This window comes from Kocuria sp. CPCC 205261 (genome assembly GCF_040981025.1).
Classification (GTDB): domain Bacteria; phylum Actinomycetota; class Actinomycetes; order Actinomycetales; family Micrococcaceae; genus Kocuria; species Kocuria marina.
Genome location: NZ_JAVKPU010000003.1, coordinates 48,845 through 61,693, shown reverse-complemented (window position 1 = coordinate 61,693; position 12,849 = coordinate 48,845). Strand labels below are relative to the sequence as shown.

At 68.5% G+C, this 12,849-nt stretch carries 10 protein-coding genes; 4 read left to right on the top strand and 6 right to left on the bottom strand.

Annotation, left to right across the window (positions count from 1 at the left end; translation table 11 throughout):
• Window positions 1-16: 16 nt before the first annotated feature.
• From RF646_RS04630 to tkt, 3 genes are all read right to left on the bottom strand, one after another.
• Window positions 17-1,621 (bottom strand): glucose-6-phosphate isomerase, encoded by a 1,605-nt coding sequence (locus RF646_RS04630; RefSeq protein ID WP_368835333.1) that lies wholly within the window; start codon window positions 1,619-1,621, stop codon window positions 17-19.
• A gap of 120 nt (window positions 1,622-1,741) precedes the next feature.
• The gene (gene tal, locus RF646_RS04625; RefSeq protein WP_131332898.1) at window positions 1,742-2,848 is read right to left on the bottom strand and encodes a transaldolase; all 1,107 of its coding nucleotides are present in this window, start codon (window positions 2,846-2,848) and stop codon (window positions 1,742-1,744) included.
• Window positions 2,849-2,926: 78 nt separating this feature from the next.
• On the bottom strand, window positions 2,927-5,038 hold the full coding sequence (gene tkt / locus RF646_RS04620) for a transketolase (protein WP_085107489.1): 2,112 nt from the start codon (window positions 5,036-5,038) through the stop codon (window positions 2,927-2,929).
• A 370-nt stretch (window positions 5,039-5,408) separates the two neighbouring features.
• Here tkt and RF646_RS04615 point away from each other — a divergent pair, with 370 nt between their 5' ends.
• The gene (locus tag RF646_RS04615) at window positions 5,409-6,356 is read left to right on the top strand and encodes a heme o synthase (protein WP_368835332.1); all 948 of its coding nucleotides are present in this window, start codon (window positions 5,409-5,411) and stop codon (window positions 6,354-6,356) included.
• Window positions 6,357-6,530: 174 nt separating this feature from the next.
• Complete coding sequence (locus tag RF646_RS04610; protein WP_085107486.1) at window positions 6,531-7,454, top strand: dihydrodipicolinate synthase family protein; 924 nt, start codon at window positions 6,531-6,533, stop codon at window positions 7,452-7,454.
• 16 nt (window positions 7,455-7,470) lie between these two features.
• Here the strand turns inward: RF646_RS04610 and RF646_RS04605 are convergent, their stop codons facing one another.
• The 3 genes from RF646_RS04605 to RF646_RS04595 all read right to left on the bottom strand — a co-directional run bounded on the left by RF646_RS04605 (window position 7,471) and on the right by RF646_RS04595 (window position 10,324).
• On the bottom strand, window positions 7,471-8,496 hold the full coding sequence (locus RF646_RS04605) for a heme A synthase (RefSeq protein WP_368835331.1): 1,026 nt from the start codon (window positions 8,494-8,496) through the stop codon (window positions 7,471-7,473).
• 95 nt (window positions 8,497-8,591) lie between these two features.
• Window positions 8,592-9,392, bottom strand: coding sequence for an ABC transporter permease (locus tag RF646_RS04600; protein ID WP_368835330.1), 801 nt, complete (start codon window positions 9,390-9,392; stop codon window positions 8,592-8,594).
• Entirely contained in the window at window positions 9,389-10,324 is a 936-nt protein-coding gene (locus tag RF646_RS04595) for an ABC transporter ATP-binding protein (protein WP_094067117.1), read from the bottom strand. The genes RF646_RS04600 and RF646_RS04595 overlap by 4 nt, the downstream gene beginning before the upstream one ends.
• 291 nt (window positions 10,325-10,615) lie before the next feature.
• Here RF646_RS04595 and RF646_RS04590 point away from each other — a divergent pair, with 291 nt between their 5' ends.
• Both RF646_RS04590 and sufB read left to right on the top strand, forming a co-directional pair.
• Window positions 10,616-11,377: a metalloregulator ArsR/SmtB family transcription factor gene (locus RF646_RS04590; RefSeq protein WP_064845268.1), complete on the top strand. Its 762-nt coding sequence runs from the start codon at window positions 10,616-10,618 to the stop codon at window positions 11,375-11,377.
• Complete coding sequence (gene sufB, locus RF646_RS04585) at window positions 11,374-12,849, top strand: Fe-S cluster assembly protein SufB (RefSeq protein ID WP_064845266.1); 1,476 nt, start codon at window positions 11,374-11,376, stop codon at window positions 12,847-12,849. Before RF646_RS04590 ends, sufB begins: the two co-directional genes overlap by 4 nt.

Below are 12,849 nucleotides of genomic sequence, written 5' to 3'. Positions count from 1 at the left end.
AGCGGTTGGTGGCGGGTCACAGCTCCGATGCCACCCTGAGCAGCTGTGCGACACCCTCGGCCCGGTCCGTGAGCCGCAGCCGCACGACGGGACGGTGGTGATCGCTCAGCACACCAGCGTCGCCGTCGGCCTGCGCGCCGATGAGCTCACCGAACGTGAACGGGATCCCGGGGATGTCCACGTCAGTGCCCGTGGCCGCAGTGATCTGCAGGTAGACACCCTGCTCGGGGCCGCCCTTGTGGTACTGACCCGTGGAGTGCAGGAACCGGGGTCCCCAACCGAAGGTCACGGGACGGCCCGTGTGCCGTGCGAGCAGATCGCGGATCGACTCGAGCTGCGCCCACTCGAGACGGTCGAAGTACGCCTGCACGCTCACGTAGCCGTTCTCGGGCAGCTGGGCGAGCAGTGCGGCGAGCGCCTCGGGCACGGTCGTGGCGCCGTCGAGCAGCTGTTCATTGCCACGGATCTCGATCGCGCCGTCCGTGGCGGCGGCGGGGGAGGGCTCGGGCTTGGTGGCCAGCAGCTCGCGGGTGGCCACCTTGGCGGATTCCACGTCCGGCTGGTTGAACGGGTCGATGCGCAGCAACTGTCCCACCACCGCGATCGCGACCTCGAACGCCATCATGAGCCCGGCCAGCGAACCGGCCACGCGCACGCCCTCGCTCTGCTCCTCCGTGACGGCCTCGTCGTCCACGAGCGAGACCACCAGGACGTCGGGGGCGCCCGACGTCACTTCGGGAGCGGCGTCGTTCACGACTACGGGCAGCACACCGGTTCCGGACTTGCCCGTGGACTCGGCGATCAGCTGCTCGGCCCAGTCCGCGAAGCCCACGAACGGTGCGCCCTGGTTCACGAGCACGATCTTGTCGCGCAGCGGGGACGTCCCGCCCAGGGCGGCGCCGAGCTGCAGACCGATGTTGTTCTCGTCATCCTCGCGCAGCATCTCGGTGGCCTCTTCGGCGTCGTCGAGCAGCGCCGCGACGTCCACGCCGGCGAGCCCGGACGGCACGAGGCCGAACGCGGTGAGCGCCGAGAAGCGACCGCCCACGTTCGGGTCCGCGGTGAAGACCTTGCGGTAGCCGGCCTCACGGGACGCGGAGTCCATGGGGGAGCCCGGATCCGTCACGACCACCACGCGCGACGGTGCATCGATGCCCGCGCGCTCGAACGCGTTCACGAACACGCGCCGGGCGGAGTCCGTCTCGACGGTGGACCCGGACTTGGAGGAGACCACGAGCGCGGTGTGCTCGAGGTCCTTGAGTGCTTTGGTGACCATCTCCGGGTCGGTGGAGTCCAGCACGAATAAGTCCACCCCCGCGCTGCGCGTGATCACCTCGGGGGCCAGCGACGAGCCGCCCATGCCCGCGAGCACGAAACGGGTCACGCCCTCCCGGGCGAAGTCGTGGCGCAATTGTTCGATCTCGGGCACCAGGGGGCGCGAGACGCGCACGGCGTCGGTCCACCCGAGCCGTATCGCGGCTTCCTCCTGCGCGGCGGAGCCCCACAGCGCGGGGTCCTGGTCGAAGAGTTTGGACGCGAAGTTCTCGGCGACCAGACGCGGGACGTGCGTGTCGATCGCCTCACGCGCGGCGCCGGCCGCCTGCAATGACAATGAGCTCACGGGGAGCCTCCTCGGAACGTGGTTTTCGGACAACGACGCCGCGGCGCGGCTCCGACCCTATGCTCACCGGGCGGGTGCCCGGCGCGGGATCGCAGCCGCGACGCAGTGGCTGGGTTCGGCTCAGCGGGCCTCGTCGAGGGCAGTGCGCACCGTGGCGAGCAGCTCGTCCCAGGACTTGTCGAACTTCTTCAGCCCCTCGGTCTCGAGCTGGTCCACGACCTCCTCGTAGGAAATCCCCTGCTCGGCCACGGCATTGAGCACGTCCGTGGCCTGTTGGTAGGTCCCCGTCACGGTGTCACCGGTGATCTCGGCGTGGTCGTAGGTCGCGTCCAGGGTCTTCTCCGGCATGGTGTTCACGGTGTTCGGGGCCACGAGTTCGCTCACGTACAGCGTGTCCGGCAGCGACGGGTCCTTGACACCCGTGGACGCCCACAGGGGACGCTGCGGGTTGGCCCCGGCCGCGGCCAGGCGCTTCCAACGCTCGGTCTCGAGCTGCTCCTCGTAGACCTGGTAGGCCAGGCGCGCGTTGGCGAGACCCGCCTTACCCTTCAGGGCCTTGGCCTCGTCCGTGCCCACGGCGTCCAGACGCTTGTCGATCTCGGTGTCCACGCGGGAGACGAAGAAGGACGCGACGGAGTGGATCGTGGAGAGGTCCTTGCCGTTCTCGAGCGCTTCCTCGAGGCCCTGCATGTACGCGTTGATGACCCCGCGGTAGCGGTCCAGCGAAAAGATCAGGGTCACGTTCACTGAGATGCCCTCCGCGATCGTGGCCGCGATCGAGGGCAGGCCCTTCTCGGTGGCGGGGATCTTGATCAGCGCGTTGGGCCGGTCGATGGTCTGCGAGAGCTTCTGGGCCATTGCGGACGTGGCGTCGGCGTCCTGGGCCAGTCGAGGATCCACCTCGATGGACACGCGGCCGTCCACGCCCTGGGTGGCCTGGGCGATGGGGGTGAACAGGTCGCACGCATCGCGCACGTCGTCGGTGGTGATCCGGAACACGGCGTCGTCCACGGAGGCGCCGGCCTTGGCGAGCTCCGCGACCTGTTCGCGGTAGGACTCACCGTCCGCGAGTGCCGCGGCGAAGATCGTGGGGTTGGTGGTCACGCCCACCACGTTCTTGGTGTCGATCAGTTCCTGGAGGTTCCCGCTCGTCAGGCGCTGGCGGGAGAGGTCGTCGAGCCAGATGGAGACGCCGGCGTCGGAGAGTTTCTGGGTGGGAGTCGTCATGATGTCCTCACTTCACGTCGAAGGGTTTTGGGGCGTCGCAGGCGGCCCGAGCGGGCCGCCTGCGACGTGGGACGGGGTTCAGCGAGCGGCGGCGATGGACTCCTCGGCGGCCTGGGCCACGGCCTCGGCGGTGATGCCGAACTCGCGGTACAGGGTCTGGTAGTCGGCGGACTCGCCGAAGTGCTCGAGGGACACGGCGCGTCCGGCATCGCCCAGCAGGTCGTTCCAGGACATCCGGATCCCGGCCTCCACGCTCACGCGGGCCTTGACGTCGGACGGGATCACGGAGTTGCGGTAGTCCTCGTCCTGGGCGTCGAACCACTCGCGGCACGGCATGGACACCACGCGGGCGGCCACGCCCTTGGCCTTGAGCTGTTCACGGGCCTCGACGGCAAGCTGGACCTCGGAACCGGTGCCGATGAGCACTACGTCCGGGGCGCCCTCGGTGTCCGCGAGGACGTACCCGCCGCGGGCTACGCCCTCGGCGGAGGCGAACTTCTCGCCGTCGTGATCCGGGTGAAGGTCCTCCCGCGCGAACGTGGGCAGGTCCTGGCGTGTGAGGGCGATCCCGGCCGGGTGCTCGTGGTGCTCGAGGATGGTTCGCCATGCCACGGAGGTCTCGTTGGCGTCCGCGGGGCGCACGACGTCGAGCCCCGGGATCGCGCGCAGCGCGGAGAGCTGCTCCACGGGCTGGTGCGTGGGACCGTCCTCACCCAGGCCGATCGAGTCGTGCGTCCACACGTAGATCGAAGGTACGCGCATGAGCGCACCCAGGCGCACCGCGGGACGCTGGTAGTCCGAGAAGATCAGGAACGTGCCGGAGTAGGCGCGCGTCTGGCTGCTCATCACGATGCCATTGACGATCGCTGCGGCAGCGTGCTCACGGATGCCGAAGTGCAGCACCCGGCCGTACGGGGAACCGGACCACTGGGCCGTGGAGCGGGCCTCGGGGATGAAGGACTTGGCGTCGTCGATCGTGGTGTTGTTCGACCCCGCGAGGTCCGCCGAACCGCCCCACAGCTCGGGGAAGGTGTCCGCGATGGCGTTGATGACCTGACCGGAGGCCTTGCGGGAGGCCACGGCCTTGCCCGCCGGGAACGTGGGGAACGCGTCCTCGTAGTTCTCGGGCAGTTCCTCGTTCTTGATCCGGTCGTACAGCGCGGCCTTGTCCGGGTGGGCCTCACGCCATTCGGCGAAGGACTTCTCCCATTGCGCGCGCTCCTGCTTACCGCGTTCGCCGACCTCGCGCACGTGCTCGAAGATCTCGGGCTCGATCTGGAAGGACTTCTCCGGGTCGAAGCCCAGGATCTTCTTGGTCGCGGCGACCTCGTCCTCGCCCAGCGCGGAACCGTGCACGCCACCGGTGTTCTGCTTGGTGGGGGCGGGCCAGCCGATGATGGTGTTCAGGGCGATGATCGAGGGCTTGTCCGTGACCTTGGTGGCCGCGACGATCGCGTCGTACAGCCCCTGCACGTCCTCCTGGTACTCGCCGCCGTTGCGCCAGTCCACGCGCGTGGTGTCCCAGCCGTAGGCCTCGTAGCGCTTGAGGACGTCCTCGTTGAACGCCACGTTGGTGTCGTCCTCGATGGAGATCTTGTTGTCGTCGTAGATCACCACGAGGTTGCCGAGCTCCTGGGTGCCCGCCAGCGACGACGCCTCGGAGGTGATGCCCTCCTGCAGGTCACCGTCGGACGCGATCACGAACACGGTGTGGTCGAACGGGGAGGTGCCCTGAGCGGCGTCGGCGTCGAACAGACCGCGCGTGTAGCGCTGCGCGTACGCGAAACCCACGGAGGACGCGAGCCCCTGGCCCAGCGGACCCGTGGTGATCTCGACACCCGTGGTGTGGCGGTACTCGGGGTGGCCCGGGACCTTGGAACCCCACGTGCGCAGGGACTCGAGATCCTCCATCTCCAGGCCGTAGCCGGAGAAGTACAGCTGCAGGTACAGGGTCAGGGACGTGTGACCGGGGGAGAGGATGAACCGGTCACGCCCGGTCCAGCGGTCGTCGGAGGGGTCGTGCCGCATGATCTTCTGGAACAACAGGTACGCGACCGGGGCCAGGGACATGGCGGTGCCGGGGTGGCCGTTGCCCACCTTCTGCACGGCGTCCGCGGCGAGCACACGCGCGGTGTCCACCGCACGGGCGTCCTTCTCGGTCCAGTTCAACGGTTGATCGAGGTTCGGCACGGTGACGCGCCCCTTTCCTAGACGGGTTGTGCGGTCACGATCCGGAACACTCCGCCGCGGACTCGGCCGCGACGATCGGCCCGGAACGCATGTTCCGGGATCAACCTTAGTCCGGTGGGACGCTGCGTGGCAGGGACGACCGCGGCCCGCGCCACGGGCACAAGCGCGTGCCGGACATCACCCCGGCGTGGGCCGGGACCGGCGGCTATACTGATGACCGGGTATCGGTGCGCGTGCGGCGCACCCGCCCCAGGCACTCCCGGCGCACGGCCGGGCCACCCACGTTCTTTGGAGCATTGATTCCGTGAATCACCTTGACACCGCGACGCACCCGGAATCCCACGGATCCCACGCGCCGCACGGACACGGAGTGACCGGGACCCGCATCGGGACCGTGGAGCCCGTGGGGTATCAGGGCCGGATGACCTTGGGTCGTAAGCTCAAAGCGTACGTGGCGCTCACGAAGCCCCGGATCATCGAACTGCTCCTCGTGGCCACCGTGCCCACCATGTTCTTCGCCCAGCAGGGTGTCCCCGATTTCTTGCTCGTGCTCAACACCCTGGTCGGCGGCGCGCTCGCGGCCGGTGCGGCGGGTGCGTTCAACTGTTACATCGACCGCAACGAGGACCGGCTCATGCGGCGCACCGCCAAGCGCCCACTCGTGACCGGTGAGGTGGGGGAGCGTGAGGCCCTGATCTTCGCGTGGGTGCTTTCGGTCGTGTCCGTCGCGTGGCTGACCCTGGGGGTCAGCGTCTTGTGCGGTGTGCTCGGCGTGGTGGCCATCGCCCTGTACGCGGTGTTCTACTCGATTGTGCTCAAGCGCCGCACCGCGCAGAACATCGTGTGGGGCGGGATCGCCGGGTGCATGCCCGTACTGATCGGCTGGGCCGCGGTGCGCGGGACCCTTGAGTGGCCCGCATTCGTGCTCTTCGCGTTCATCTTCCTGTGGACCCCGCCGCACTACTGGCCGCTGTCCATGAAGTACGCGGAGGACTATTCCCGCGCCGGCGTGCCCATGCTCGGTGCGGTGGACACCGCGCGCACCGTGGGCGCCCAGGTGGTGCTCTACGCGTGGGCCACCGTGATCTGCTCGCTGCTGTTGATCCCCGTGGGTGACGCCGGGTGGGTCTACGGTGTGATCGCCCTGATCTCCGGCGGCTGGTTCACGTACCACTGCCACAAGCTCTACGGCCTGGCCCGCGTCGGCAAGCCCACGCTCAAGCAGGCCATGTACGTGTTCCACGGCTCGATCGCCTACATCACCTTCGTGTTCGTAGGCGTGGCCCTGGACCCGTTCGTGGGTGGGCCCATTTTCTGACCCGGGCCGTTACCGTCGGAGCCCTTCGGGCTTGCGTCTCGCCCGGCCCGCTCCAGCGCGCGGGATCCCGTCCGGGCGTTACCACGGACGACGACGCCGTCCGCCCTTCGTTCTCGACGTCACGCACGGGCTGGGTGTCCTGGAAAGCTGGTTAGGGTCACCTAAAATGGGTCCATGTTCTCGATGACCTTCTCCGGTGTGATCGCCTACCCCGTGACCCCCTTGCTCCCCGGTGGCGGGCTGGACCTGGATTCCCTCGAACGTAGTGTCGCGCGGCTCGCGCGCAGCGGAGTGTCCGGGATCGTGGTACTCGGGACCTCCGGTCTGTTCGCCTACCTGGGCCCCCAGGAACGGGCGCAGGTGGTCCGCACGGCTGTGGACGCGGCGTCGGGCTCGGGGACGCCCGTGGGCGTGGGGATCTCCGCTATCACCACGCGGGAGGTCATGCAGTTCGCGTACTCCGCCGAGAACAACGGTGCCGACGGCCTGGTGTTGAGCCCCGTGAGTTACATCCCGTTGGTATCCCAGGAGATCGCGGACCAGGTGGAGACGGTCGCCTCCGCTATGTCCCTGCCGTTGTGCCTGTACAACAACCCGACCACCACCGGGTTCACCTACCCCGTGGAACTGGCCTCGGAGCTGTCGTGGCTGGACAACGTGGTCGCGTTCAAGGACACCGCGGCGTCCGGTCGGCTCTTCCACTCCCGCCAGCTGCTCTTCGCGCAGCAGGCCGAACCGGGCACCGTACACGGTGTGAGCCGCGATCAACTCATCGTGGACGAGTACCCGAGCGCGGCGTGGCACAGCGGCATGGCGGCGTTGCTCGCGCCCGAGTTCGTGGCCTTCCACCGCGCCGTCGCGGAGGGCCGCGCGGACGACGCCGCAGCCTGGAGCGCCGCGCTGCATCCCCTCATGCACCTCATGAGTCAGGAACGGCCCCTGTCGGTGCTCTACGCGTTGGCGGAGGTGTGCGGCGTGCGAACGAGCGCTCCCCGCCGTCCCCTGCTGCCCATCCCGTCCCACAGCAAGCGGCTGCTCTCGGACGCCGTGGAGCGGCTGCGCTCGTCCGCACCCTCGGCGACCTTCGTCGCAGAATAAGCTTGGTGCCTCGCGATCAGCGCACGGGGTGCGCGGGTGTGGCGCGAGCGGCGTCGTCGGCGGGCTCGTCGATGGGTGCCGCGTACTCGTGGGTGTCCTGTGCGAGGTAGACGCTGAACGAGACCACCCGCGTGGCCGCCCAGATCAGCACGGCCGAGAGCACCATGTGCAGGGCCACGGCGGGAACCGGGACCCCGTTGAAGTACTGGTAGTACCCCAGCAGCGCCTGGGCCACGATGACGACCGCCATGATGAGGTACGCGTTACGCAGGATCCGCGGCAGGGACTTCACGACGGTGAGGGCGATGCCCGCGATCACCGTGAACGTCAGGAGGTAGACGGGGATGGCGTGCGCCCGGGCGATCATCACGGAGTCGAACGCGAGCCGCGCACTGTCCTCGTCCCCGGCGTGGGGGCCTGTGCCCGTGACGAGCGTCCCGAGGTAGAGGATCACGGCGGTGAGCACACCGGTCAGCGCCCCCAGCACGCGTGCGGCGGAGCGGGAGCCGTGCAACTGCCCCGGTCGCTGCTCGTATGCGACCACCGACAACCCGTCCCGGCGGGTGTTGAGCACGAGCAGAGTGGCCAGGCTGATCATGATGGCCGAGATCAGGTAGTGCACCCCCACCACGAGCGGGTGCAGGTCCGCGTGGACGGTGATGCCGCCGATCGCGGCCTGTAGGGGAATGCCGATCAGCAGGAACAGCGCCAGGCGGAAGAGCTTGGGGTGCTCGTGACGCAATTTGAGCACCGAGAGGAACGTGAGCACCGCGACCACGGTGAGCACGAACGTCAGCAGGCGGTTGCCGAACTCGATCAGCCCGTGCACGCCCATCTCCTGGGTGCTGGTCCACGAGTCGGCGGTGCAGCGCGGCCACGTGGGGCAGCCCAACCCGGAACCCGTCAGGCGCACGAGCCCGCCCGTGAGGATTAACAGCGAGTTGGTCAGCAGGGATGCGACCGCGAGTCCCCGCACCCACGGGGTCACGGTGGCGGGCCACCAGAACGAATCGGTGGCGGTGCGGCGGGCGACATCAGACATGACGGAGCATCCAAGGGCAGAGGGGATGGGACCCCTCCAGTGTAGCGAGAACACCGTGGGAAACCCCTGGGCGCAGCGGGCTCACGCGGGTGAGCTCACACCCACTTGAACCAGGCGACCGTGGCCGCCCAGCTGAGCGCGGCCCACGCGGCGAGCACGAGCAGCGGCACGGGGGAGACACTACCCATCAGGAAGCATTCCCGCAGCGCCTCACCGGCCGCGGAGGACGGCAGCCACGCCACGAGCCACGAGAGCCACCCGGGCAGCACGCTCACCGGGAAGAGGACGCCGCCGGCGGCCGCGAGCGCGACCCATACGACGTTGAGCACGGCCAGGGTCGCCTCGGCCCGCAGGGTCCCCGCAATCAGCATGCCGAGCCCGGTGAACGCGAGTGCCACGAGGATCAGCAGGGGAACGGACCCCAGCACGGCCTCCCAGGACGGCCGCCAGCCCAGGGGCACGGCCACGGCCGCAATCACCGCGTACTGCACCGCGAGCACGGCCAGGATGGCCAGTAGCTTGCCCGCGATCAGCCCGGCGCGACCCAGGGGAGTGGTCGAGAGGTAGCGCAGCACCCCGTAGCGACGGTCGAAACCGGTCTGGATCCCCTGTCCGGAGAACGCGCTCGAGATCACGCACAGCACCAGGATCCCGGGCACGGCCACGTCCACGCGGGATGCGTCCCCCACGCGGTAGCCGTCCAACAGGTCGGTCACGGTCAGGGCCACGAGTGCCATGACGGGCAGGATCAGCAGAAGCAGCAACTGTTCGCCGTTGCGGATCATGGTCATGGTCTCGAAGCGCGCCTGAGCGAGCACGCGCCGGGGCAGGGATGCGGCCCCGGCGGGGGACGACGGCGCTGCGGTCACCGAGGACTCGTGGGTCGAGGTGCTCACGAGGCATTCCCCCCGGAGACTTCCAGGAAGACGTCTTCGAGGGATCGGGGTTGCACGCTCAGCGCCTCCGGCAAGGTGTCGTTCTGTGTGGCCCACGCAGTCAGTTCGCGGATCCGTGGCGCGTCCAGCGGGCCCGTCAGCGTCACGGTGCGGTCCTGGACGCTCCATTCGACGTCGTCGAACCGCGGGGTGCGCCACGGCGGGTCCGCGCGCAGCAGACCGGCGTGCTCCTTGGCGAGCGTGATGCTCATCACGAGCGGTGCGTGGCGTTCGGCGCTGACCAGTTCCGCAACGGTTCCCTGCGCGGCGATCGTGCCCCGGTCCACGATGTAGACGTAGTCGGCCAGGCGGGCGGCGTCGTCCATGAGGTGCGTGGTCAGGATGATGCACACCCCGCTGTCCCGCAGGCGCCGGATCAAGTCGAAGACGATGTGGCGCGAGCGGGGGTCCAACCCCGCCGAAGGTTCGTCCAGGAACAGCACGTCCGGGCGGCCCACGAGGGCCGCGGCCAGGGCCACGCGTTGCTTCTGCCCGCCGGACAGGCGCCGGATCCCCGTGGTCAGGAACGATTCGATGCCCAGCAGCTCCACGAGTTCGGCCACGGGCACGGGGTCCGCGTAGAGCCGGCTGACGTGGCGCAACAGTTCCCCGGGGCGCACTGACGGCGGTAGACCCCCGTCCTGGAGCATCACGCCCACGCGCGCCCGCAATGCGGGGGAGGCGTGCCACGGGTCCTCCCCGAGCAACCGGACGCTGCCGGAGGTGGGGCGCTGCAGCCCCTGGGCGCACTGCAGTGTGGTGGTCTTGCCGGCCCCGTTGGCCCCGAGCAGGGCGGTGATTTTCCCGTGCTCCGCGGCCAGGCTCAGACCGCGCACGGCCCGGACGGGCTCACCCCGGCCCTCGAAGGTCTTCACGAGGTTCTCGATGTGCAGGGCGGGACCGGTGTCGGTCGCGGTCGCCGGGGACGTGGGAGCGGGGTCGGGGTGGATCTGCACCCGGACAGTCTAGAACGTCCGTCCCGGTACTGGCTGGAGGGTTCGCCGAAGGGTCTTGGGCCCCGGTTCCCCTATCGGAGCCGTTTGGCCGGGAATGGATTAGGACATACCCTCGTTATGTATTGCGTGTCCCACCATGAAGGTTTTTACACTGCATGGCGCTCACCCGGTGGGATGGACGCCGCGCCCCGAGCCAACCGTCATCACTCGAAGGATGTTGCACCGAGCATGAGTTCACCTGCCACGGACCGCGGTGCGGTCCGCACGGACCAGGATGACACCACCCGTTCCCGGGTGCTCTCGTTGGTGCTCGCCCACGGTCCCATCTCCGCCGCACAGATCGCCAAGGACCTGGGGTTGACCCCCGCCGCCGTCCGGCGCCATCTGGACGCGCTCGAGGCCGAACAGTTCATCGAGGTCTCCGCCCTGCGCAGCGCGCAATCGGGCGCGGGGCGCCCGGCCCGGCGCTACGTCGTCGCCCCCGGAGGCCACGAACAGCTCGGCCACGACTACCTCGGACTCGCACACCGTGCGCTGGAGACCATGCAGCGCGTGGGCGGTGAGAAGCTCGTGCAAGCGTTCGTCGCCGAGCAGATCGAGCGCATGCGCGAACGCTACCGCCCGCAGGTCGAGGCGGCCGGGCCCGACGTCGACGACCGCCTCAACGCCCTAACCGCGGCCATGAGCCGCGACGGCTTCGTGGCCTCGCACACCACCGTGACCCCACGGGGACCCAAGGGCGTTACGCTGCGCTCGGCGCAACTGTGCCAGGGCCACTGCCCCATCCAGGACATCGCGAGCGAGTACCCCGAGTTCTGCGAACAGGAAACCGCACTGATCTCCGAACTGTTGGACGTGGACGTCCGCAGGCTGTCCACCATGGCGGCCGGCGCCCACGTCTGCACCACACACGTCCCGCTGCAACTGCGCACTGCGGGTCACTCGAATTCCACCAACCACACAACCGCACGACAGGGAGGGTTGTCATGACCGAGCGCATTGTGCCCGCGGAGACCGCGGGCAACACGTCAGGTGACACCACGATTTCCGAGATCCTGGAGATGAACCCGGAGCTCGAGGGGATCGGTCAGTACCAGTACGGCTGGGCCGACAAGAACGACGCCGGTGCCTCCGCGCGCCGCGGCGTCAACGAAGAAGTGGTCCGGGACATCTCGGCCAAGAAGAGCGAACCGGACTGGATGACCCAGCTGCGGCTCAAGGGTCTGAAGTTCTTCGACCGCAAGCCCATGCCCACGTGGGGTGCGGACCTGTCCGGGATCGACTTCGACAACATCAAGTACTTCGTGCGCTCCACCGAGCAGCAGGCCGGCTCCTGGGAGGAGCTGCCCGATGACATCCGCAACACGTACGAAAGGCTCGGCATCCCCGAGGCGGAGCGCAACCGTCTGGTGGCCGGTGTGGCCGCGCAGTACGAGTCCGAGGTCGTGTACCACCAGATCCGCGAGGACCTGGAGCGCCAGGGCGTGATCTTCATGGACACGGACACCGCGCTGAAGGAGCACCCCGAGTTCTTCGAGGAGTACTTCGGCACCGTGATCCCGGTGGGCGACAACAAGTTCGCCGCACTGAACACGGCCGTGTGGTCCGGCGGGTCGTTCGTGTACGTGCCCAAGGGCGTGCACGTGGACATCCCGCTGCAGGCCTACTTCCGCATCAACACGGAGAACATGGGCCAGTTCGAGCGCACGCTGATCATCGCGGACGAGGACTCCTACGTCCACTACATCGAGGGTTGCACCGCGCCGATCTACAAGACGGATTCGTTGCACTCCGCCGTGGTGGAGATCATCTGCAAGAAGAACGCCCGGGTTCGCTACACGACCATCCAGAACTGGTCGAACAACGTGTACAACCTGGTGACCAAGCGCGCGATCGCCCACGAGGGCGCCACCATGGAATGGGTGGACGGCAACATCGGCTCCAAGGTCACCCAGAAGTACCCCGCGGTCTACATGACCGGTGAGCACGCCCGCGGTGAGACGCTGTCGATCGCGTTCGCGGGTGAGGGCCAGCATCAGGACACCGGCTCCAAGATGGTGCACATCGCCCCGAACACGTCCTCGTCGATCGTGTCCAAGTCCGTGGCCCGTAACGGCGGTCGTTCCGCGTACCGCGGTCTGGTGCAGGTGCGCGAGGGCGCCAAGCACTCCAAGTCCAACGTGGTGTGCGACGCCCTGCTCGTGGACACGATCTCCCGCTCGGACACCTACCCGTACGTGGACATCCGCGAGGACGACGTCACCATGGGTCACGAGGCCACGGTCTCCCGGGTCTCCGAGGAGCAGCTGTTCTACCTCATGCAGCGCGGTCTGCCCGAGGACGAGGCCATGGCCATGATCGTGCGCGGCTTCGTGGAGCCGATCGCCCGCGAGCTGCCCATGGAGTACGCGCTCGAGCTGAACCGTCTCATCGAACTGCAAATGGAAGGATCCGTTGGCTGA